Origin of the sequence: Alloacidobacterium dinghuense, from assembly GCF_014274465.1 — a bacterium.
In the GTDB taxonomy this organism is placed as follows: domain Bacteria; phylum Acidobacteriota; class Terriglobia; order Terriglobales; family Acidobacteriaceae; genus Alloacidobacterium; species Alloacidobacterium dinghuense.
In genome coordinates, this window is record NZ_CP060394.1 from 2,950,519 (window position 1) to 2,973,347 (window position 22,829).

At 56.1% G+C, this 22,829-nt stretch carries 23 protein-coding genes; 12 read left to right on the top strand and 11 right to left on the bottom strand.

Features of this window, described 5'->3' with window-relative positions; all coding sequences use genetic code 11:
• Positions 1–106: 106 nt before the first annotated feature.
• The 5 genes from H7849_RS12095 to carA all read right to left on the bottom strand — a co-directional run bounded on the left by H7849_RS12095 (position 107) and on the right by carA (position 7,312).
• Positions 107–1,165, bottom strand: a complete 1,059-nt coding sequence (locus H7849_RS12095; RefSeq protein WP_186746827.1) for a dihydrodipicolinate synthase family protein — start codon at positions 1,163–1,165, stop codon at positions 107–109.
• A gap of 28 nt (positions 1,166–1,193) precedes the next feature.
• Positions 1,194–1,937 (bottom strand): tetratricopeptide repeat protein, encoded by a 744-nt coding sequence (locus H7849_RS12100; protein WP_186746829.1) that lies wholly within the window; start codon positions 1,935–1,937, stop codon positions 1,194–1,196.
• Between the two features lie 191 nt (positions 1,938–2,128).
• A complete protein-coding gene (gene carB, locus H7849_RS12105; protein ID WP_186746831.1) occupies positions 2,129–5,428 on the bottom strand; it encodes a carbamoyl-phosphate synthase large subunit in 3,300 nt (1,099 codons plus the stop codon).
• A 16-nt stretch (positions 5,429–5,444) separates the two neighbouring features.
• Positions 5,445–6,029, bottom strand: coding sequence for an REP-associated tyrosine transposase (locus tag H7849_RS12110; RefSeq protein ID WP_186746833.1), 585 nt, complete (start codon positions 6,027–6,029; stop codon positions 5,445–5,447).
• A gap of 155 nt (positions 6,030–6,184) precedes the next feature.
• Positions 6,185–7,312, bottom strand: a complete 1,128-nt coding sequence (gene carA, locus H7849_RS12115) for a glutamine-hydrolyzing carbamoyl-phosphate synthase small subunit (protein WP_186746835.1) — start codon at positions 7,310–7,312, stop codon at positions 6,185–6,187.
• Positions 7,313–7,415: 103 nt separating this feature from the next.
• Between carA and H7849_RS12120 the strand changes: the two genes are divergently transcribed.
• Positions 7,416–8,057, top strand: coding sequence for a DUF333 domain-containing protein (locus H7849_RS12120; protein ID WP_186746837.1), 642 nt, complete (start codon positions 7,416–7,418; stop codon positions 8,055–8,057).
• A 176-nt stretch (positions 8,058–8,233) separates the two neighbouring features.
• On the top strand, positions 8,234–9,115 hold the full coding sequence (locus H7849_RS12125; protein WP_285288948.1) for a VWA domain-containing protein: 882 nt from the start codon (positions 8,234–8,236) through the stop codon (positions 9,113–9,115).
• Between the two features lie 9 nt (positions 9,116–9,124).
• Here the strand turns inward: H7849_RS12125 and lepB are convergent, their stop codons facing one another.
• From lepB to H7849_RS12140, 3 genes are all read right to left on the bottom strand, one after another.
• The gene (gene lepB / locus H7849_RS12130; RefSeq protein ID WP_186746841.1) at positions 9,125–9,676 is read right to left on the bottom strand and encodes a signal peptidase I; all 552 of its coding nucleotides are present in this window, start codon (positions 9,674–9,676) and stop codon (positions 9,125–9,127) included.
• 28 nt (positions 9,677–9,704) lie between these two features.
• Complete coding sequence (locus H7849_RS12135) at positions 9,705–10,547, bottom strand: hypothetical protein (RefSeq protein WP_186746843.1); 843 nt, start codon at positions 10,545–10,547, stop codon at positions 9,705–9,707.
• Positions 10,548–10,729: 182 nt separating this feature from the next.
• Complete coding sequence (locus H7849_RS12140; RefSeq protein ID WP_251106761.1) at positions 10,730–11,653, bottom strand: serine hydrolase; 924 nt, start codon at positions 11,651–11,653, stop codon at positions 10,730–10,732.
• Positions 11,654–11,734: 81 nt separating this feature from the next.
• Between H7849_RS12140 and H7849_RS12145 the strand changes: the two genes are divergently transcribed.
• From H7849_RS12145 to H7849_RS12160, 4 genes are all read left to right on the top strand, one after another.
• Positions 11,735–12,841, top strand: a complete 1,107-nt coding sequence (locus H7849_RS12145; RefSeq protein ID WP_186746844.1) for a serine hydrolase domain-containing protein — start codon at positions 11,735–11,737, stop codon at positions 12,839–12,841.
• A gap of 122 nt (positions 12,842–12,963) precedes the next feature.
• Positions 12,964–13,950 (top strand): N-acetylmuramic acid 6-phosphate etherase, encoded by a 987-nt coding sequence (gene murQ / locus H7849_RS12150; protein WP_186746846.1) that lies wholly within the window; start codon positions 12,964–12,966, stop codon positions 13,948–13,950.
• A 140-nt stretch (positions 13,951–14,090) separates the two neighbouring features.
• The gene (murA, locus tag H7849_RS12155; RefSeq protein WP_186746848.1) at positions 14,091–15,398 is read left to right on the top strand and encodes a UDP-N-acetylglucosamine 1-carboxyvinyltransferase; all 1,308 of its coding nucleotides are present in this window, start codon (positions 14,091–14,093) and stop codon (positions 15,396–15,398) included.
• Between the two features lie 50 nt (positions 15,399–15,448).
• Entirely contained in the window at positions 15,449–15,922 is a 474-nt protein-coding gene (locus H7849_RS12160; RefSeq protein ID WP_186746850.1) for a DinB family protein, read from the top strand.
• Between the two features lie 101 nt (positions 15,923–16,023).
• On the opposite strand, the gene H7849_RS12165 is transcribed toward H7849_RS12160, so the two are convergent.
• Positions 16,024–16,422, bottom strand: coding sequence for a hypothetical protein (locus H7849_RS12165; RefSeq protein WP_251106762.1), 399 nt, complete (start codon positions 16,420–16,422; stop codon positions 16,024–16,026).
• Positions 16,423–17,235: 813 nt separating this feature from the next.
• Between H7849_RS12165 and H7849_RS12170 the strand changes: the two genes are divergently transcribed.
• From H7849_RS12170 to H7849_RS12190, 5 genes are all read left to right on the top strand, one after another.
• Complete coding sequence (locus H7849_RS12170; RefSeq protein ID WP_186746854.1) at positions 17,236–17,559, top strand: ArsR/SmtB family transcription factor; 324 nt, start codon at positions 17,236–17,238, stop codon at positions 17,557–17,559.
• Positions 17,559–17,996 (top strand): SRPBCC family protein, encoded by a 438-nt coding sequence (locus tag H7849_RS12175; protein WP_186746856.1) that lies wholly within the window; start codon positions 17,559–17,561, stop codon positions 17,994–17,996. The genes H7849_RS12170 and H7849_RS12175 overlap by 1 nt, the downstream gene beginning before the upstream one ends.
• 295 nt (positions 17,997–18,291) lie before the next feature.
• Positions 18,292–18,687, top strand: a complete 396-nt coding sequence (locus H7849_RS12180) for a VOC family protein (RefSeq protein WP_186746858.1) — start codon at positions 18,292–18,294, stop codon at positions 18,685–18,687.
• A gap of 34 nt (positions 18,688–18,721) precedes the next feature.
• Positions 18,722–19,291, top strand: a complete 570-nt coding sequence (locus H7849_RS12185) for an SRPBCC domain-containing protein (protein WP_186746860.1) — start codon at positions 18,722–18,724, stop codon at positions 19,289–19,291.
• Positions 19,292–19,389: 98 nt separating this feature from the next.
• Positions 19,390–19,950 carry a DUF4256 domain-containing protein gene (locus H7849_RS12190; protein WP_186746861.1) on the top strand — a complete coding sequence of 187 codons (561 nt, stop codon included), beginning with the start codon at positions 19,390–19,392 and terminating at the stop codon, positions 19,948–19,950.
• A 184-nt stretch (positions 19,951–20,134) separates the two neighbouring features.
• Here H7849_RS12190 and H7849_RS12195 read toward each other — a convergent pair whose 3' ends face one another.
• Together H7849_RS12195 and H7849_RS12200 are read right to left on the bottom strand one after the other, a co-directional pair.
• Positions 20,135–20,683 carry a DinB family protein gene (locus tag H7849_RS12195; protein WP_186746863.1) on the bottom strand — a complete coding sequence of 183 codons (549 nt, stop codon included), beginning with the start codon at positions 20,681–20,683 and terminating at the stop codon, positions 20,135–20,137.
• 231 nt (positions 20,684–20,914) lie between these two features.
• Positions 20,915–22,135: an IS481 family transposase gene (locus tag H7849_RS12200; protein WP_251106371.1), complete on the bottom strand. Its 1,221-nt coding sequence runs from the start codon at positions 22,133–22,135 to the stop codon at positions 20,915–20,917.
• Positions 22,136–22,220: 85 nt separating this feature from the next.
• Here H7849_RS12200 and H7849_RS12205 point away from each other — a divergent pair, with 85 nt between their 5' ends.
• A complete protein-coding gene (locus H7849_RS12205; RefSeq protein WP_186746865.1) occupies positions 22,221–22,631 on the top strand; it encodes a DUF1801 domain-containing protein in 411 nt (136 codons plus the stop codon).
• Positions 22,632–22,829 lie beyond the last annotated feature (198 nt).

Consider the following 22,829-nt stretch of genomic DNA (forward strand, 5'->3'; position numbering starts at 1 on the left):
TGAATCGGGCGTTTGCGGGACTCAATGGGGGAATCCGTCACCAAGTGGTAAGTATGGCGATCTAAATGGTGTGTACGCCATCAAAAACAAGCCATGAGACACCAGTTTAGTGCCGCACATCGGTCATCAATTGCGTGACATACGCCTGTTCTTCCGCATTCAAAGGGAGCAGCGGGATGCGCGGGCGTCCGCCGTAGTAGCCGTTGAGTTCGCAGGCGAACTTGATGCCTGGGATGCCGAACTGTCCGCCTACAACGCGTGAGGCTTCTACGATACGCTTCTGCTTCTCTGCGCCGAGCTTGGGGTCGTTGTCTTTCCATGCGGTATAGATTTCCTGGCAGGCCTGCGGGGCGCAGGCGGCGAATCCCAGGACTGCGCCGCTTACTCCGAAATCGAGTGCTTGCGTAAGCGTGTCGGCGGAGCCGGTCAACACCTGGAAGCCGACTTCCTTGATGCGCGTAACAACTTTCGGCTTCGGCGGCGGGACGGCGACGGCCGTGGTTTTCGCTCCCAGGATATCCGCCGGGACGAAGGTCGAGGCTTCGAGCGGCTGCGCCAGCAGCATGCGATTGGTGAAGGCCGTGAAGATGTTGGTGACTGCGGTTTCTCGCTTCGGCGCGGAGCCCGTAGCTTCGATGATTTTTGCAAGGCGATCGAGGTTGCCGCTTGAGTCCTTGAGACCGATGATGTTGGGGTGCTGCGCAAGTTCAGCGACGAGTTCCGTTGCCAGATCGTAGTGAGTGAACTTGGGAATGGTGTAGAGCACCACCGGCAGCGGCGAGCGATCGGCCACCGTGCGGAAGTAAGTGAGCATTTCCAGCGGTCGCATCTGCGGGCCGTAATAATTCGGAGTGCGCACCAGTACTGCGTCGTAATTCTGGGCGGCGGCAAATTCGGCGAGCTTGATGGTTTCGAGAGCGCTTTCGCGGCCTACTCCGGCAAGCAGGACTCTTTCCGGCGCCGCGGATTCACGCGCTGTGCGCAGGACCTCGCGTGTCTCCTCGTCACCGAGCATGACACCTTCGCCGGTTGATCCGAGGATCACAATACCCGCGATCGGCGTGCGCGAATAGCGGTCGATGTTGTGTTCGAGCTTGCGAAGGTAGAGGCGTCCGTCGGGATAGAACGGCGTGGTGGCAGCGGTGAAAATGCCTTCTAGCAGCATGGTTCTATTCTAGACCGAGACCGCAGAGCTACGGCGTTTCGCCGGGGAAGGGCGCGGTCTGCGCATTGATGATTTGCAGCAACTGCGCCTTCGCGCTGTCGTAGCTTGGCTTCCCCGAATACATGCGATGGTCAACGTGCTTGTTCCCACTCTCACCCACCATCTGGAATTGCCTCTCACCGTCGGCAGCCTGTTGCGCGTGCGCTTGCTCCCACGATTTCTCGTCGAAGTCATTACTCTCAACGCTAATAGTCCACACTCGCTTGCCCTGCTGGTTGCGAATGATAAAGCGATAGTAGATGTGGAACTTGCCGAGTGGTTGGAAAAACTCGATGGCTTCAATGCGGTATTGTTTTACCGGAAACATATCGACTAGAAAGCCGTTGGACTGCATCGCATCGGGGGCCTTCGGGTCGGCGTGCAGCTTGTGTAGGACTTCACGCTCGGCATCGCGATCTGCTGTACGGCCTGCTATGGCGTAGGCGACGACCAGCGTGGTGTGAACCTTCCAGTTGTTGGGATCGAGTTGGCGTGCCTTCTCTGCGTATTGCACGGCGGCCTGCCCCTGATAGAGCTGCAGCGCAGCGTCAGCCGCATAGAGATTGATGGCAACGTCGTTCGGATTTGCTTGAAGCAGCTGCTGGAATGTTGCCAGCGCCTGCTGCGGCTGATGGTTCTTCAGTTGATCGATGCCCTGCTGATCTGTGACTTGCGCTCGGGCTGCGACGGTGTAAAGACTGATGGCTGCCAGTGCGATACCGTACCACTTCATGCGAATGTGACGACTCCCGAAGCCAACCTTAGCACACGCCAATGGGAAAACTTTGCATAGATATATGCCGAAGGGAGGAATGCGTCTCCTCGGCGACTGAAGCTGCATTCGAACATCGTTGTTCGGCACGGCTGAAGCCGTGCCCCTTCAAAGCTGGTCTGGCGACCAACCAATTGCAATATTTCTAGTTGCTACTTCACGGCTTCCTGCTCCGCGTGCAGGTGTTGCAGAGCGTTGACTTTAGTGGTGTGCTTCTGCAGCGCCTGGATGCCTTCCGCTGCTGCACGCGCGGCGGCGATGGTTGTAATTGTTGGAATGCGCTGAAGAACGGCTGCGCGGCGGATTGCTTTTTCGTCGAAGAAGGGATCCTGGCCGTGCGGCGTGTTGAGGATGAGCTGGATGCGCTCACCCTTGATGAGGTCGACGACATTCGGGCGCCCTTCCTTCACCTTGAAGACGCGCTCGACCACCATGCCGGCCTTTTCGAGAACATTGGCGGTGCCTTCGGTTGCGACGAGATGGAAGCCTAACTCGACGTATTGACGCGCCAGTTCTACCACAGCCTGCTTGTCGCGGTCATTCACGCTGAGGAAGACTGTTCCCTTGAGCGGCAGATGGAGGCCTGCTGACAGCTGCGCTTTGGCGAAGGCTTCGCCGAAGTTGTCGGCTACTCCCATGACTTCGCCGGTTGATTTCATCTCGGGGCTGAGGACGGTGTCGACGCCCTGGAACTTGTTCCATGGGAAGACTGGCGATTTCACGAAGTAGTGCGTGCCGGTTTCGAGGTCCTTGCCGCTCTTGACCTGTTCAGGCAGAAGTTCGCGCAACCTGCGGCCCGTCATCAGGCGCGAAGCGATCTTCGCCAGCGGTATGCCAGTTGCTTTGGAGACATAGGGCACGGTACGCGAGGCGCGCGGATTGACTTCGATGACGTAGACCTTATCGGGTTCGCCGGCTTTGCGCTGAATCGCAAATTGCAGATTGACGAGGCCGATGACGTTGAGCGCCAGCGCTAGCTTGCGAGTGTAGGCGCGGATCGTGTCGAGTACGGCGGGAGCGAGATCGACGGCGGGCAGCACGCAGGAGGAGTCGCCGGAATGGATGCCAGCCTCTTCGATATGCTGCATGATGCCGGCGATGACAACGTCTTCGCGATCGCAGAGCGCGTCGACATCGACTTCGACCGCGTCTTCGAGGAAGTGGTCGATGAGGACGGGTCGCTCCTGCGAGTACTCGACTGCCTCTCTCATATAGTGAGATACGGCATCGCTGTCATAGGCGATGACCATGGCGCGTCCGCCAAGCACGTATGAAGGACGCACGAGCACCGGATAGCCGATGCGCTCCGCGCCTTCGAGCGCTTCTCCCACGCTGGTGGCCATTGCGCCCGGGGGTTGCGGAATATCGAGGTCTTCGAGCAGCTTGCCGAAGCTCTTGCGATCTTCTGCGAGGTCGATGGACTCGGGCGACGTTCCGAGAATTGGCACGCCTGCGGCTTTCAGACGCAGCGCGAGGTTGAGCGGAGTCTGCCCGCCGAACTGCACGATCATGCCGACTTCGGCGCCGCCGGATGACTCGTGCTCGTAGATGGCGAGCACGTCTTCGAGAGTTAATGGTTCGAAGTAGAGGCGATCACTGGTGTCGTAGTCGGTTGAGACGGTCTCAGGGTTGCAGTTGACCATGATCGTCTCGTAGTCGTCTTCCTTGAGCGCGAAGGCGGCGTGGCAGCAGCAGTAGTCGAACTCAATTCCCTGCCCGATACGGTTGGGGCCGCTGCCGAGGATAATGACTTTGCGCTTCGCGGTTGGGGCGGCTTCATCTTCTTCGTCGTAGGTCGAGTAAAGGTACGGTGTCATGCTCTCGAATTCGGCAGCGCAGGTATCGACGAGCTTGAAGACGGGACGTATTCCGTGGCGATACCGCAGTTGGCGGACCTGCGCGATTCCTTCGTGGTCCTGCATACCCCACACAGCGGCAATGCGCTCGTCGGAGACACCCATGCGCTTCGCTTTTCGTAACAGTTCCGGTGACACATTCGTTGGGTTGAACTCAGCCACCTTCGCGATGATGTCGGTCACTTCCTTGATGTGGTAAAGGAACCAGGGGTCCATTGAGGTCATGCGCGCCACTTCGCGCACGCTTAAGCCCCGACGGAAGGCAAAGCGGATGTATTCGAGACGACCCGGTTTCGGTGTGACCAGCATCTGGGTGAGACGGCGTGGGTCGAGGACTTCGGTGCCGGTCTTCTTGCCGGTTTCGAGAGAACGCAGCGCCTTCATCAACGATTCCTTGAAGGTGCGGCCAATCGCCATCACTTCGCCAACGGATTTCATCTGCGGGCCGAGGTTTTCGTCGGCTCCGGGGAATTTTTCGAACTGCCACTTGGGGATTTTGGTGACGACGTAGTCGATGGTCGGCTCGAAGCAGGCCGGAGTCATCTTGGTGATGTCGTTCGGAATCTCATCGAGCGTGTAGCCGACGGCGAGCTTCGCTGCAATCTTCGCAATCGGGAAGCCGGTCGCTTTCGATGCCAGCGCGGAAGATCGCGAGACGCGCGGGTTCATTTCGATCACCGTCATGCGGCCGGTCGTGGGATGCACGGCGAACTGCACATTCGAGCCGCCAGTCTCGACGCCGATCTCGCGCATCACGGCGATAGCGGCGCTGCGCATCCTCTGGTATTCGCGATCGGTCAGCGTCTGCGCGGGCGCGACGGTGATCGAATCGCCAGTGTGGACGCCCATCGGGTCCATGTTTTCGATAGAGCAGATGATGATGACGTTGTCGGCGAGATCGCGCATCACCTCAAGTTCGTATTCTTTCCAGCCGAGAACGGATTCCTCGATGAGGCACTCATGCACCGGCGAGAGATCGAGACCGCGGGCGAGGATCTCCATCAGCTCTTCGCGGTTGTAGGCAATGCCGCCGCCCGATCCGCCGAGCGTGAAAGACGGACGGATGATGACCGGGAAGCCGATCTTGATGGCGAACTCAAGGCCGTCGCGAATGTTGTTGACCAGCGCAGACTTTGGCAGGTCAAGGCCAATGCGCGTCATCGCGTCTTTGAAAAGGAGACGGTCTTCGGCCTTCTTGATCGCTTCAAGCTTCGCGCCGATCAATTCGACATCGTACTTGTCGAGAATTCCTGAATCGGCGAGATCGACAGCAAGGTTGAGCGCCGTCTGTCCGCCGACGGTCGGCAGCAAGGCGAACTTGCCGGTGCGGCCTTCGTCACGGAGCATCTGCGATTCGATGCGGATGATTTCTTCGACATAGGCGGGCGTGAGCGGCTCGATGTAGGTGCGGTCGGCAAGCTCGGGGTCAGTCATGATGGTGGCCGGGTTCGAATTCACCAGCACCACTTCATAGCCTTCCTGCTTGAGCGCCTTGCACGCCTGCGTGCCCGAGTAGTCGAACTCGGCGGACTGCCCGATGACGATCGGGCCGGAGCCGATCACGAGAATCTTGGTGATGTCATTCCTGCGTGGCATCTTGTTCTGCTCTTCCTTAATAATTCTGGTCGGGAGTAGTCCCTGCTCCAAAAGTCTCTGAATTCTGATCTGAAACAGGTCTCAATCTTTGAAGGGGCACGGCTTCAGCCGTGCCATGCGCCTCGTCTATAGCACGGGGCTTTAGCCCCTGAGGGATTGCATCCAGTTGATACCCCGGAAATGCCGAGCTGTATGCATATTCCTGGCCAATCGTGCACAATTTTGCCTTTACCGGATTCAACCAGATGTAATGCTTGTGCTTCTGGAAGTCTTCAATATCTCGAATCCTGTGATCGGCGAATCCTCGCTGCCAGATGTTATGTTTCGTTTCAAACTGCAATGAGGCGTGTCTTGAAAATCCACCTTTGATGAGTTGCACTGCTTTTTCGAGACTCCCTTCTGGCGTAATGATGAGATGGAAATGGTCGGGCAGGACAAATTCGTGCAGTTGAAAATTGCCTGCCGCTCGATAGCTGTAGAGGGTCTCAAGAAACAATTTCGACCAACGTTCGTAACGGAAGAATGGCCGCCGTTCACTCGTCTCGGAAGTGACGAAATAGGTTTGGCGGTTTCTCGTCGCTGGTTCTCGCTTGAGCCTCACGTGGTTCCCTCAGGGGCTAAAGCCCCCTTTTTATCTCACCGTCACGGCACGGCTGAAGCCGTGCCCCTTCAAAGATTTTGATTCACCGCGTATCAGGCACCGTGCCTCTACAAATCCTGGCTTTCAAAAAAATGGCGGGACTTGAAGCCCGCCGCTTACCTCTTAAAATCTTCCATCATCTTCCGGAAATCGCGGAAGAGATAGTGCGAATCGTGCGGCCCGGGACTGGCTTCAGGATGGTACTGCACGCTGAAGAGCGGGAGCGATTTGTGGCGCAGCCCTTCGACGGTATTGTCATTCAGGTTGACGTGTGTCAATTCGAGCTCTTCCTGATTGATCGAAGCTGCATCCACTGCATAGTTGTGGTTCTGGCTGGTGATCTCGACCTTGCCCGTCTCTGTCTGCTGCACCGGATGATTGCCGCCGTGGTGCCCAAACTTCAGCTTGAAGGTCTTGCCACCCAGCGCCAGCCCGATGAGCTGGTGCCCGAGGCAAATTCCGAAGATCGGCTTCTTTCCTGCCAGCTGCCGGATTGTCTCCTGCGCGTAGGCAAGCGGCTCCGGATCGCCCGGACCGTTCGACAGGAAGACACCGTCGGGATTCATGGCCAGAACATCTTCTGCTGAAGTCTGCGCGGGAACCACGGTTACGCGACAGCCTTCCTTCGACAACATGCGAAGAATGTTTCGTTTGATGCCGTAGTCGTAGGCCACGACGTGGAGATCGGGCCTCGGCAGTCCCACAGCGTTTTCTTCCGACTCGAGCGGATCGACTTCCGGCTCCCATTCGTAGCGCGTCTTGGTGGTGACGACACTCGCAAGATCGGTCCCATCCATCTTGCGGATCGAACGAGCCTTCTGCACGAGCACTTCGGGATCGGTTTCGATCGACGAAATGACGCCGCGCATCACGCCGTTGTTGCGCAGGTGGCGCACAAGAGCGCGCGTATCAATCTCGGAAATAACGGGAACGTTGAAGCGCTCAAGGTATTCATCTGCCACCTGCTGCGAGCGCCAGTTCGAACTGATCGGCGAGAATTCGCGCGTGACAAGGCCTTCGATATAAGGCTTGTTGGCTTCGTTGTCAGCAGAATTGGTTCCGTAGTTGCCGATCTGCGGATTGGTAAGAACGACAATCTGTCCGGCGTAGGAAGGATCGGTGAAAATTTCCTGATAGCCGGTTAACGATGTATTGAAAACGACTTCGCCGTAGCACTCGCCTTTGGCCCCGTAGCCTTCGCCGCGGAAGATGCGCCCGTCTTCGAGCGCAAGTATAGCCTGCATCGCTTCTCCATGGAGTGGATTCAATAGATTTTATCAGGTTTCAACGCCTCAGCCGCGCTGCATCTGCGATATTCTTGGATGAATTTTTCAACCGGGGGATTGCATGATTCTTCGTCCTCGAAGCCTCCTCGCTTTCGCCGTTCTAGCTTCTTCGATGATCGCCGTCAGCCAGACCCAGAATAACGAGCAGCAAGAAAAATTTGCAGCCATGACGAAGACAATGCATGTGATGGGAACGTTTCGGGGCACAACTCCGTGCGCGGATTGTAGCGGCATTATCACTACCCTCACGCTCTACCAGAAAGACCCGAACAATTACATCGACGCTGTCTACCGGCTGCAGTTGAAATACATCGACCGCGGCAGCTTCACGAAATACGGCGAGTGGACCATCCTTCGCGGCCGGCCCGGCGACGACAACGCAACGGTTTACCAGCTCGATCCGGATGGACCGGGCAAGCAGTACTATCTGCGCGTGGGCGATAAAACCCTGCAGCAACTCGACGGCGACATGAAGCCGATCGACTCAAAGCTCAACTTCACACTCAAGCGCATCGGCGGGTCGCAAAGTAAAAACATCGGCATGCCGAATCCCGCTTCGGTTAACTGCACCAAACAAGGCGGCACTCTGAAGATCGAGACGGGAAAAGATGGCGGCCAGATTGGCATTTGCACCTTTCCGAACGGGAAGCAGTGCGAAGAGTGGGCGTTGATGCGGAGTGAGTGCAACCCGAATGAGAAATAGTTCTCAGACAGCTCTTTAGTTTTACCTCTGCAGCGCGATACATCGAAGCACGCTTCTCGGGGGAACTTCCCTCGAACCGGAAGCGTACTTCAAAACGCATGCGCCGCTCATTTCGAGACTTGCGGATCTGCTTATGGGCTACTTCGTTCGCCCTGTCCCTTTCAATGTCTTCTGCGATGGCGCAGGAAACTGTTTTCCATTCAGAAGTGCATCTGGTCAACATGACCTTCAGCGTTCGTGGTCCTGACGGAAAAACCGCAGCTGGTCTGGCAGTCGATGATTTCGAAGTTTTTGAAGATGGCGCGCCGCAGAAGATCCGGTTTTTCGCGCGTGAAGATCAGCTGCCGCTTTCTCTGGGACTCATCGTGGATGTCAGCGATAGTCAGGATAAGTTTCTAAAACGCCATCAACACGATATCGAAATCTTTTTGAAAGGAATTTTGCGCCCAAGCGATCAGGCGTTCGCAGTCTGCTTCGGGAATCATCTCCGCCTGGTCAGCGACACCACTTCTTCCGTCTCGCAGATCATGGACGGTCTGAAGAGTTTCGACAAAGGCGACATGGATTTTCCGGAGATTGGGCCTAAAGAGGAGCGAGAACTTGGCACGGCGCTCTATGACGCTATCTATTTCAGCGTTGAAGAGAAGCTTCAGAGTGACAACAATCGCCGCCGGGCTCTGATTCTATTCACGGATGGAGAGGAAAACTCCAGCGAGCACGACCTGATCGATGCCATCTCCGTGGCACAAGATTCCGATGTTCTGATCTTTGCGGTTCGCTACACGCAGACAAAGCATGGCGCGATGAATGCACGGAATAAGTACGGTATGCGCGTGCTGGGGCATCTTGCAGCGCAGACCGGCGGTTCAGATTTCGATGGACTGCACACCGATCTGCCGGAAGCCTTTCAGCAGATCAGCGACGAGTTGCGCTCTCTTTATTCCATCGCCTACCAGTCCACGAACAAGGCCCAGGATGGAACGTTTCGGAAAGTGGTGATTCAACCGAAACAAAGCAATTTGACGGTTCGTGCTAAGGCCGGATACTACGCCCGATAATCTTCAACCCTATTTTATGACGCCCATATTATCGGCCGGCCAGTAGATGAAGGCTGCTTTGCCGTAGATGAGCTTGCGGGTGACGGGGCCGAAGTCGCGGCTGTCGCTGGAGATGGAGCGATGGTCACCCATCACAAAGTATTCCTCAGGCGGAACGACCATGTCAGCCATTGAGCGTGCATCGCGGAAGCGCTTGGGGACGTAGGACTCGTCGATCCGCTGACCGTTGACGTAGACCCGGCCATCGTCGATGCGGATGTTATCGCCGGGAAGCGCGATGACGCGCTTGATATAGCTCTTCTGCGTGTCGCGCGGATAGTAGAAGACGACCACGTCGCCGCGGGAAATCTTCTCGAAATCGTAGGCAAACTTATTGACGAAGAGACGGTCCTGATCACGCAGCTCTGGCTGCATGCTGGTGCCTTCGACCTTCACCGGTTGGTAGAGGAAGGTGATGATGAAAAATGAGGCCATCACCGAAATGATGAAGTCACGCAACCACAGCTGAAGGTGGTGGCGCGGATTTGTTTTTGTTTCTTGTTGCACGCTTTCTTCGTTCATCGACCTTTAAGTCAAATGGTATTGCTCTTTACGAGCAACCCAGTCCTCCTACCGGACACAAAATGTTCGATTTCGGCTTGGGCATCGGCTGTTGTGCGGATGGAACGATTGCAGCCTGCCCGGCGACGTCGGGACCGGAGAGGTTAGCCTGCGTAATTGTCATCGGACGCTGCAGAACCATCTCCAGACCTTGGCCTGTATTAAGAACCACTTCATCGCCGCGGGTGAAGAGGGTGTAGATCAACCCAGCTGCTCCGCCGGCCAAAGCACCGTATCCGGCTCCGGCACCCGGATGACCTGTTACCGCACCGCCAATGGTGCCGAGGCTCGCTCCTTCAATCGTGCTTTGCGCGATGGTTGCGGCGTCTTTGCCTTTATTGGAAGCCTGCTGGATCTCGCCTTCGTTTTGTACTTTGGCTCCGTCGGAACCAGGGATGCTGTTCACGACTCCCGGAATGGTCACGACTGATCCGTTAGGGAAAATCATCGAGGTAAAGTGCATGCGCACGGCAGCGCGTCCTTTGACGCGGCCGGGACGAACCACCTCGTCGATGATGCCCTGAACGTAGACACCAGCTGGAATCGCAACATGGCTGTCGACTACGACGGGAAAGCTTGATGAGAGATACACGCTATCGCCGGGTTTCGCGGTCTTGGTATTCACTGCCGATCTGAGTTCGAGCAGGACCTTCGTTCCCGATGGGATCTCCGTCGACTTTGCCTGAACCGAAGCCGTTGCATTGACTGGCTGAGCGCTGCCGGTTGGCGTCGGAACCGCTTGCTGCGTTGCGGGCTGCTGCGCGATTGCCCCGCTTGCTGCGAGCAATCCCATTGCGACTGCGGCTATGGGCCAATATTTCAATCCGCGCATGGCTGCTCCCCCTGTCGAAAGTCAAGGCTTTCGTTCCATTTGCAATGCATCGAGTCAGATTTCACGGTTTCTTCAAAAGCGGGGAGTTTGTCATGCTGCCAACAAACCGGGATCCGACTCTTCTGGTCTTATGGAACCCTTCCAGACATTATTGTAGACGCTTTTCTGACTCAGGAAGTTAGCTATTGCCAGCCATCTACGATGGTCTTTGCAAGCTTGGCCAAGAGGACTTCGGCTTCGTTGTCCGGCGTCCAGCTCTTGTCCTGGTTGCCATAGGTGAATTCAGAAATGACGATCGGGCCATTCCTGGCGAAGACCACTCCTACATCGTTGCGGACCTCATCTAAAGCTCCCGTTTTGTTGGCAATTTTGGACTCACCCTCTGTCGTATCAATGGTTTCGAGGTATCGGGGAATGCTGTTGCGATAGAACTGGTTCTTCAACATATGCATGGCTGCGGCGCAAAGCTTCTCGTCCTGTTCGGTCGGCTTGGCCGAGCTGCCCGGCGCATTCAGATTGCAGGTAGCGAAGTGCTCCATGATCCCGGCCATTTCACGCGCTGTAGTTTTGCCCAGGCCGAATTGCTTCTGATCGGCAGGAACGGGACCTGCCGCCGGCAAGGAGACTTTCTTATAGAGCCACGTGTCTTTCAGGCCGAGCCACTGAATTCGGTCATCGATGTTTTTGAGGCCCAGGTAGTCGATGGCGACGTTGGTCGCAGTGTTGTCGCTGACAATAATCATCATCGTCAGAACATCTTTTAACGTCAGGGTTTGCGGCGCGTCGAAGAACATCAGCACGCCGGAGCCCTCCACCTGGTTGGCTTTCGTCAGCGTAAGCTTGTCCTCGAAATGGGCTTTGCCTTTCTGAACCTGCTTGAGGGCTTCAAACAGGACTGCCAGCTTGATGACTGAGGCCGTCGGCACCGGGGTGTCTTCATTGATGGCTACGGTCTTTCCGCTCTTCAAGTCGCACGCGTAGAGGGTCACATGGCCCTGGTGAGTCTGGATTAGAGCCTGCAAATTTGCTTTGAGCGCCGTGTCTTCCTGCGCATGCAGTGTCGCAGAAGCAGACATCAGAAGAAATATTACAAACAGAAATCGCATTCTCATCCTTTGTTTCATTCAAGTTCGCTTACTATAACTGCACTCGCTTTCGATTGCCATGACTTTGCCACTCGCCATCCCATGACTTTGCCACTTGCCAACCTAGACCAGCGAACTCGCTTTGCGGCTGCGCATGCAGTTTTAGGACAAGCGGTGATCGACCGCGCCTTTCCCGGAGCGGCATATGGAGTTTTGCTCGATGGGCAGGTTGTGGTTTTGAGCGCGGTCGGACGCTTCACCTACGATGCCGATGCGCCGACAGTGACACCAGATACAGTCTTCGATCTCGCCAGCGTCACCAAAGTTATGGCAACGACTTCGATGGCTATGCTGCTGTTTGATCGCGGCATCCTTGATCTTGATATGCCGCTCGGCGAGATACTTCCGGCGTTCGTAATAGGACGCGCGCCAGGAAGCGGTAAAGAGCGCGTGACCATCCGCATGCTGTTGGCGCATTCGTCTGGATTGCCTGCGTATGCTCGCCTGTTCGAGCAGCACACTTCTGCAAACGCGCTGTTGCGTGCATGCTTACAATTGCCACTCGAAGTTGCGCCGGGAACAAGGGCTGATTATTCGGACATTGGGTTTATTCTGCTGGGCAAGGCGCTCGAGGTGTTGGCCGGTGACCACCTGGCAAGATATTGTCAGCGGGAGATTTTCACTCCGCTCGGATTAACCAGCAGCTACTTCTGCCCGCCGGCTTCGATGCGCACGCAGATTCCATCAACCGAAATCGATACAACGTTTCGTAGGCGCAAGATTCAAGGTGACGTGCACGACGAACACGCATTTGTGCTGGGCGGCTACGGCGGTCACGCTGGACTCTTTGCAAATGCACTCGATGTTTTGCACTTTGCCTCGTGCATTTTGTCAGATGGCCGCACGGCAACCGGAGAGCAACTGTTTCGGCCTGACACAGTGCATCTCTTTGTGACACGGGAAAGCGAACCGATTGGAACATCGCGTGCACTCGGATGGGACACGCCGACTGCGCCCTCATCGTCGGGAAAACATTTCAGCCCATCCTCGATTGGCCACCTTGGATACACGGGGACATCGCTCTGGATCGATCGAGAGAGAAGGCTTGCCGTCACGCTGTTGACGAATCGCACATGGCCGGATCGTTCTAATAAAGCGATTCAGCAAATACGTCCGGCCTTTCACGATGCAATTTACATTGGCCTGTGAAAACGCGATTCCATTATCGGAACGCCATCATCAAATAAGATTCCACAAAATAAAAATTGCGACCCATTTCCAGTCGTTAGCGCTACAATTGGAGATGGCGTATTGTCGAGATAATCCAACCAATGGCAACCATAACACCTGCTCCACCGGCCGAGTCACACCGCACAAGTAACGGACACTCTTCACATATCTCACCCGTAACCAACCTTCAGGATCTGATCACGGAAAGCCCTAACGATGCATCGCAGGGCTTTGATACGAAGTCGGCTGTGGAGATTGCCCGCATCATCAATCATGAGGATGCCAAGGTCGCAGCCGCCGTCAAGAAGGCGCTGCCGGAGATTGCGCTGGTGATCGATGCGGTGGCGCGAAGCCTGCGCGACGGGGGACGCCTCATCTATGTTGGAGCAGGATCAAGCGGACGTATTGCAGCACTCGACTCGTGCGAATGTCCTCCTTACTTCTCGAATTCGCCACAACAGATTCAATACATCATGGCGGGTGGCCCTAAGGCTCTTGCATCGCCGGTCGAAGTCAACGAGGATTCGGAAGAACTCGGACAGCGGGACATCGCGCGCCGTCGTCCCACCAGGAAAGACGTGGTGCTCGGACTTTCTGCGAGCGGACGCACCCCTTACGTCGTCTCTGCCGTCGCTTATGCTCGCGCGCGGGGAGCGAAGACTGCCTGCATTACCTGCAATCACAACACTCCGTTGGAAGGTGCAGCCGACATCGCGATCATCGCCGACGTTGGACCGGAAGTGATTTCCGGTTCCACACGCATGAAGGCCGCAACGGCGCAGAAGATGATCACCAACATGATCACAACCGGCGCCATGACTCGACTCGGATATGTGTATGAGAACCTGATGGTCAACGTACACATGCAGAATTCGAAGCTGGTTGAGCGTGGCATCAGTATTCTGATGCGCGCCTGCAAGATCGATCGCGATACGGCCGTGCGTACCATCAAGTCCGCCGGACGAAGTGTTCCCGTGGCGCTGGTGATGCTGAAGGCCAATGTCGACAAGCCCGAGGCAGTGCGCCGGTTGGCTCAGTCCGATGGAAACGTCCGCCGGGCAATTGAAGATTCGGTAATGGATCTGTAGATTCCTCTTTCGCGTATGCCGCGCAGCGTACCGCCCTACAGTGGGCTGGAAGTATCTAGGGTGATACGTGTTTTCAAAGCAAGTCACAAGCTGCACGTTTACACTATCCAGTACGGCAGATCAGACTGGGTAGATATTCAATGGACAAATATGTGATTCGCGGGGGCAACCCCCTCATCGGCACAGTTCGCGTCAGCGGCGCGAAGAACTCTGCGCTTCCCTGTATGGCCGCGGCCATTCTTACCGAGGACGAAGTGATCCTCGAAAACATTCCGCAGGTGCGCGATATCGAAACCGAGCGTAAACTTCTCGTCTCGATGGGCGCCGAGGTGGAGCTTGGCTACGGGCGCGCCCAACATCGCACTTCGATTAGTTGCCGCGTGCTCTCCGATCCTGTGGCGAAGTACGAAATTGTTAAAACCATGCGCGCTTCGTCGCTGGTGCTTGGACCGTTGGTTGCACGCACCGGGCTTGCACGCGTTGCTATGCCTGGCGGTTGCGCGATTGGCGGACGTCCGATCGATCTGCATATCAAAGGGCTGGAGACGATGGGAGCGCAGATCGGCTATGAGCATGGCTACATCGAAGCCCGCGCTGAGCGGCTCAAAGGCGCGCACATTGTCTTCGACAAGATCACGGTTACCGGGACCGAAGATTTGCTGATGGCCGCGGTGCTGGCAGAGGGTGAGACGGTCATGGAGAACTGTGCTCGCGAGCCGGAGGTGACTGATCTTGCTGCGCTCCTAACCGCAATGGGGGCCAAGATTGAAGGCGCAGGCACCTCGAAGATTCGTGTGCAGGGAGTTGAGAAGCTGCACGGTGCTCGGCACCGCATCAATCCGGATCGCATTGAGGCTGGGACTTTCCTCGTTGCGGGCGCGATTACGGGTGGCGACCTGTGCGTGGCAAATTGCAACCCGGCGCATCTCGGTGCGCTCATCGCCAAACTTGAGGAAGCGGGTGTCCGCGTCGAAATCCTGGGCAAGGACCAGATTCGCGTGCGCAGCGAAGGCAATTTGAAGGCTGCCGATATCTCGACCGAAGAGTATCCAGGCTTCCCCACCGACATGCAGGCGCAGTATATGGCGCTGGCCACGCAAGCAGAAGGTACGTCGGTCGTGACGGAAAATATCTTCGAAAATCGTTTTATGCATGTACAGGAACTTGTCCGCATGGGAGCGAACATCAAAGTGGATGGGCGCTCGGCTACCGTGCGCGGCAAATCGCCGCTCTCATCGGCGGCGGTCATGTGTTCGGATCTGCGCGCCTCCGCTTCGCTGGTGCTCGCTGCTCTCGTCGCCGACGGGGAATCGATCCTGGATCGGGTGTATCACATGGATCGCGGTTACGAGCACATCGAGGAAAAGCTGCGGGGCGTAGGCGCCCAGATCCGACGCATGGGTAATGTCTTTGCTGACCGGCGCGAAACGGTTGCGGTCGAAGCATAATCTCTGAAACGACAGGCCCTTCTGCGCATCCCAAGTAGCAGGAGGGCCTGATGCCCGGCGACGACCGTATCCTTCGTGATCATCTTCTCGAACTTCTGCGCGGCGGCAGCGCACACATCGATTTCAAATCCGCAATGAAAGATTTCCCGCCTGAGCTATACGGCAAGAAGCCGGAAGGCACCCCGTATAGTGCGTGGCAGTTGCTCGAGCACTTGCGTATTGCACTGCACGACATTCTGGACTTCTGCGTTAACCCCAAATACACCGCGATGGAATGGCCGGAAGATTTCTGGCCCAAGGATGCGGCGCCACCTTCAAACGAGGCATGGAGATCTTCGGTGCGGGCGATCGAAGCGGATATTGCCGAGTTTGAACGGCTCACCGGCGATCCCCACTCGAACCTTTACGCAAAGATTCCCTGGGGCGATGGGCAGACTTTGCTGCGCGAGATTCTGCTGGCTGCCGATCACAACAGCTATCACCTCGGGCAGTTGGTAATGCTTAAGAAGCAGCTGGAGGCTTGAGGGCACCCCCCATTGCACGGAGCTTGCTCACTTCAATGGAAACCAACCAGGACTGACAGTTTCTCTTTGGAATGAATACGTTGCGATTGAGAACTTGAGGGCTATTTCCAGCTGACAGCGAGCTGCCAGCGGAGGTTGCGCATGGAGGTCTTTTGCAGGACGCGCTCGTATTCCTCGAGCTCGCTGACGATCGGGATGGTCTCGGAGCCGAGGGCCGAAGGGCTTTCCCTCAGGAATTCGAGGAGTGTGCTGATCGTTTCCAGTCCGTCATCGGGTGAGAACCACTGCGGCGGCGGGAGGGTTTTGGCCCATTCCGGGTCGCCGGCTCCCTCTTCGAGTAGCAGCGCCATGGAGTTTTCGTCGGCGGAGAAGAATTCGAGCAGCGGCTTGACCCCGAGGCGCAGGGCCAGTTTTTCCAAGGAGTCTTCATTACGCGCGAGGGCGTGGCCGTTCACGAAGATGTCAAATCCGGGGTCTTCTCCTTCAACGACAATGTACATTGAAGCGCTCATCGTAAGCCAGTTTATCCCAGTTTAGACGGGAGACTCATCACTCGGTAAGCCCGGTTATCCCAAGGGTTACTATGTTCGTCACATTTTTTGGAGCGAGCATGCTTCGCGGAATCTCCTCCTTTGGAATTTCGGAATGTCCTGCATGAATTTTTCCGATTTGCATTACTTTCATTAGGCGCATTTCTAGGTACGGATACTGTCATCCATGAGTTCCGGAGCATGCATTCCAGGTCTCAGAATCGAGACCTGGGGTGCCTAACCTTTAAGGCATGCCGGCGCAGATAGTGCGCGCCTCTTTCATCGAAAGCGTCGATCCATCGAAAATGCAGATGCGGCTCGCATTTGGTGACGTGTTCATCTCGAGAGTGGGCTTTTCGATTCGTAGCGGTGAAGGGAATCTCGTAACGATGTTGTTGGCGACGGACAAGCTCAGAAACGAACGTAAAAGGGTGCAAATTGAAGAAATCGTCTACGTAGATCATTCAACATCTCCAATACCTGTGCGGTGAACATGCCGACTCTCGCGCTGCGTTTCAGTTGGAGTTCTAAGTCGGGTGAAATTTGAGTACCGTGGCTGACGAGAACTGCGCGTTACCGGTTTGGTAAGGGGAAGACCTGTAACCTTCCAACTGAGAAATCGCAAAATGCAGGGAAAAGACGGCAGCTCAGAGGAAAAAATCTGAAACTACCCTGATGAAGTGATTCTGGACGATTGTTGGTGGAGACAGTCGTGTTGCAATCGGCACAACTCTGTTATGTTCCTCTTGACAAACCATAACCGTTTGGTTATGGTTTTTGCGTGTGAAGCCGGCCAATGCCAATTACGTGTTCCGTGCTCTCGCCGATCCGACGCGCAGGGCTATCTTCGAGGAACTGACGCGGCAGGGCGAACAGACCGTCCACGCATTGACTCGCTACGCGGGCGTGTCCCAGCCCGCTGTCTCGAAACACCTGACCGTGCTGAAGGGAGCGAGGCTGGTACGGCATCGCCGCGAGGGACGCGAAACGCACTATCGCGCGCAGCCTGACGCGCTGGCGCCGATGGTGGACTGGCTGAATCTCTATGGCGCCTTCTGGCGCGACCGGTTTGACCGGCTTGAAGCCCTTTTGGAAAGGATGGAGTAATGAGCAGCCCTGTCGAGAGTCCCACCACCCTTGTGGTCGAGAGGGTATTCCCGCATCCACCCGAGAAGCTGTGGCGGGCGCTCACGGAGAGCCCCCTCCTCGCGCAATGGATGCTGAGCAATGACTTTGAGCCAGTGGTCGGGCGGAGGTTTCAATTCCGGACGGAGCCCAAGCCGAACTGGAATGGTGTTGTCGACTGCGAGGTGCTGATCGTCGATCCACACCAACGCCTGTCCTATACATGGGGTGTTGGGGAAAGCGAAGCCGGGCTTCAATGGGTGGTGCTCTGGACGCTGACTCCTGCGGAGGGCGGCACGCACGTTCGCATGGAGCAGTCCGGCTTCGGTCCCGATCAGAAGACAGCTTATCAGGGTGCAAAGTACGGATGGCAGAAATTCTTCGATGGTCTAGAGCGTGTGCTCGGAGGGCTTCAATGATCGGTAATGCGACTCAACGTACGATTTTTCGCTGGATCCACATCGTCTTTGGCATTCCGATTATCGGCTATATCTATAGTCCGTTCGACAAAATTCCCCAGTACGCCCCTGCTACCCGGTTTTTCTTCCTCCCTGTAATTCTCCTTACGGGGCTTTGGATGTGGAAAGGCCATCTCGTTCGGCGATTTTTTTCGAGGAAATTGGCCTGATAGGCAACGAATCAAACAATGGTAGTGAAAGAAAACCAGTGAAAGTCTATGCGGCACAAGCCGCGAATTTGACAAGGAGAAGTGAAATGAAAATCAAAGTGACCAGCGTATATGTGGACGACCAGGAGAAGGCCCTGCGCTTCTATACCGACATACTGGGCTTTGTGAAGAAAAACGACTTCAGCCAGGGGCCGTATCGCTGGCTCACGGTAGCCTCAGCAGAAGACCCGAACGGCACGGAGCTGCAACTGGCGCTCAACAATAATCCGGCTGCCAAAACCTACCAGCAGGCCCTGTTCCAGCAAAATCAGCCTGCGGCCATGTTCTTCACCGACAACTTGCAGGCCGACTACGAGCGAATGAAAGAGCACGGCGCCGAGTTCACCATGCCACCCACGGACGTGACCGCATCCAAGATCGCCATGCTGAAGGACACCTGTGGCAATCTGATTCAGGTGACGCAGCTGATGTGGCAGGGCTAACGGCTAGGCACGATGGAATGACCAGGAGAAGAAGATGGGCGATCTTGAACAGTATGCACCAGGTCCGGCCCATGGAGCGCAGGTACAAAAGGACGGCGAGAAATGGACGCTTGTTCTGATCAGAGAACTGCACCACTCGCCGGAAACAATCTGGAGGGCGCTGACTGATCCTGCGCGTTTGCGCGAGTGGGCTCCCTTTGACGCGGATGGCAGCCTCGGTAAGGCTGGAGCTACGGTGAACCTCACCACCGTGGGAGTTCCCACGCTGCACGTTACCGAGACAACCGTGATGCGAGCCGACGCACCCGAGGCGCTGGAGTACAACTGGGGCAAATTCAATGTCCGGTGGGAGCTCAAACCCCTTGATGGCGGGACGCGCCTGACGCTGTGGCACAACATCGATCGCCGCTTCATCGCAATGGGTGCTGCCGGGTGGCACATTTGTATCGACGTTCTGGATCACCTCCTTAACGGAACTCCCATCGGGCGCATGGTCGGTCCAGACGTGGCGAAGTTCGTCGGCTGGCAGCGGCTGAACGCGGAGTACGCCGAGCTGTTCGGTATTAAAACGCCTAGCTGGCCTAAGACGGCCCAAAAGTTCTGAGAAGGTCTCATTGAACTGGAAGAAATGGATTCGGCAACTCACCGGTGACTGTCCGTGGCCTTTACGGTGGCCGTTATACGACTGGCAAGCTGACTGAGATGAAGACGAAAAATATCACAAAAGAACAACGCGAAGAACTGCTCAGAGCATTGAAGGCTCGTTTTGAGAAAAACATGAATCGCCATCAAGGTCTCGCATGGGCCAACGCGCAGGCAAAACTGGAGGCGAATGCTGAAAAACTGCGGTCACTGAATGAGATGGAAAAAACTGGCGGTGAACCGGACGTTGTTGGTCATGACAAAAAAACTGGCGAGTTCATTTTTTACGACTGCTCTGCGGAGAGCCCTAAAGGGCGCCGTAGCCTTTGCTATGATCGTGAAGCGCTGGAGTCGAGAAAGGAATTTAAGCCAGAAGATAATGCCATAGATATGGCAGCTGCCATGGGCGTTGAGCTTTTAACGGAAGAACAATATCGAGAGTTGCAGAAGCTCGGAGATTTCGATAAGAAAACGTCGAGCTGGGTGAAAACACCTTCTAATATCAGAAAACTCGGCGGCGCGGTCTTTTGCGATCGCCGCTATGACACTGTTTTCCTGTATCACAACGGCGCGGAATCTTACTACGCTGCCAGGGGGTTCCGCGGCCTGGTAAGGGTGTAAATCTGGGGCGTTAAATATAATTTTTCTTTTATTTCTGGCGCGACTGTGGCGCTATTACTGCGTGGTAAGCCATGTTCCTGCTGACCTCCACTGCTACTATCCCCGGAGAGCGTGATTGGGTGGCGGAAGGACTGACCCGTCGTCGTGATCGGGGCGGGTGGGCCACCCACCCCGATCACGAATTTTACTTCGGCGATTGTGGTGGATTTTCGCTAGTCGGCGGCACAATTCCCTTGATTCGCAAATAGGTCACCATGTTTCCATAGTGCTCATCCGTGTGCGCCGTATTCAGCGAAAACAAAGTGAGCCTCGCCATATCGTAGTTCATAAATTTCACCATCTGGCTGCCCTTGGCATCGGTCATGCCGTCAAACGCCTTGTTGCAGTACGCAACCGCGTCCTTTAATGCAGCCACCAGATCAGCCTTTGAGGTCTTCGTTTTCTCGATGTCCTTCATGGGATTCGCTTCACCCGAGGCTAGCGAGCAGAACATGTAATTTGCGTCGGCCACATGACCCACCAGTTGGCCAAAACTGCGAACCTCCGGTGTTGGTTTGAAGGAGTAGTTTTCATCGGGCATTTTCTGCGCCGCACCGATGACCGCGTTGCTTACAAATGAATAGAAGCCTTTCTCGCTGGCAGTAATCGGATTCGCTGGCGATTTCTCCTGTCCGAGTAGAGCAACGGGAACAGCCATCACTAGGGCAAATAAAAAACAAAGTCCTCTTTTCACAAAGATCCCTCCGGTGAAATCATCCCACATCCCGAATGGATGAGATTTACAAAATGAGTTGAATCGTGTCTGGTAAGTGGCGTGTTGCCGATAATACGCCGGAACCGCGACTTCGGAGATTGCCCGACTATATGATGTACTGGCACGGGACCCATTCAAGCCAAAACCAGGTGTAAAGTTCCACGAGATACTTTACAGTTTGTCTCCAGAGATTGTTTACAGTTTTGGATTTCAGAAGGGGTCTTCTATCCAGCGATCGACGATCGTCGATCGCTGGATAGAGAAGTCCAGTTCCCGGATCAGCGTGGTGCAGTAGTAGACCAGCACACGCTGCTCCACAGCCACGATCTGCACCCATTGCCGGTTCAGAGCGCGACTGAGATGCCACTGTTGCCCGCCTACCTGGAGTTTGCCGTCGGCGTCTACCTTGCGCAAGACCGCTCCCTCCGGATACTCCCAGCCGGCCGGGTGGGGCTGATATTTCCGCCGACTCGGCTGCCATACCTTCGCCGGGGTTTTCATCCCCAGGGCTTCATGCGGCCGAAGATGGTTATATTCCCAGCGATAGTCATCCAGCCACTGCTGCGTGCGCTGCTCCCACAGGCGCCTCCTCTGGATGGAACGCAGCAGCGTGCCGTGGAAACGCTCCACTTTGCCTTGTGTCTGCGGGTGCCGCACCCCGCTCCAGTACAGCCGGATCCCTTGCTGCATCAGCCAGACGGAGATCTTCGTCAGCCCCAGCGGGGATCGCGGCCCCCACCATGGAATGCCATGATCCATCAGCATCGCCTCCGGCACCCCGCAGCGCAGAAATGCCTCTTCCAACTGCTCGCGCACCGGCTCTGCCTGCGTGCTGCCCAGCGCCCGTAACCCGATCAGGTAGCGGCTATGATCATCGAGAATCGATAACGGACCCACTTCCTGATTCCATCCGCTCGGTCCCTTGAAGTCCATCTGCCACAGCTCATTGGGATGGCTGCGCTCAAACCGCTGACAGCATCGGCTGCTCTGCAACCGATCGCGCACCAGATCGTGGCGGCGCAAGATGCGGTGGATCGTACTGGGCGGAAGTTGCTGGCCCGATCGCTCGAGCAGCACGCTCAACTTACGCGCTCCCCAATCCGGATACCGCCGCCGCAACGCCATCACCTGCTCTTCCAGCGACTCCCTGATCCGGGTCGGACTCGCATGCGGCTTCCGGCTCTGTTCTGCGATGCCTTCAAGACCTCCGCTACGATACCGTTTCCACCACAAATACCCGGTCGGACGGGATACCCCGAACTCTTCACAGAGCCGGCTGAAAGGCTTCTCCCCGCGTGTCGCCGCGACTACAAACTCCACCCGCTGCTGCCGTACATCCATCGTCTTCCAGCCCATCTCGCCTTTACACTCCGCCGCTCGCTGCGCTCGCCGCGGAGTGTAAAGGATGTCCGGAGACATTTTGTAAAGCATGTCATGAAACTGAACACCAAAACCAGGCTTGAATGGGTCCCCCCACCGCAGCTAAATTAGATGCGAGCGTGGAAGGACCATCCCAGTGGAATCTGCCTCGGTATTCATCGACCAAAAGATCAAGGAACTTGGGGACTGGCGCGGGAAGATGCTCGCGAAAGTGCGCGGCATCATACATGCGGCCGACCCTGAGATCGTGGAAGAGTGGAAGTGGATGGGGACGCCTGTCTTCTCGCATGGCGGCATTGTCTGCACGGGAGAGGCGTACAAGGACGTCGTCAAGATGACATTCGCCAAGGGGGCTGCGTTGCAGGATCCTTCAGGTCTGTTCAACTCCAGCCTGGACGGAAATGTCAGGCGAGCCATCGACATCCACGAAGGCGACAAGGTGAATGAGGCTGCCTTGAAGGATCTCATCCGCGCTGCAGTGGCGCTCAATCTTGAAGGCAAGAGCAGAGCGAAGCCCCGGCGAGCGAGCAACAAGCGGGTCGACTAGCTTTATCGAAGATTCCGGCCTTATCGCAAGTCAGGGATTGATAAGCGCCGGAGTTGCGAAGGCGTAAACACTCGAAACAGGTTGTCGTCCAATCTGCGCCGTGGACTCGTGCAGGCCCTGACAGTCGGCTGCTCCGGCGGCGATCAAGCAGATTCTACTCAGCCACGAAACCTCGCGACTTGAGTGCTCGGCACAACA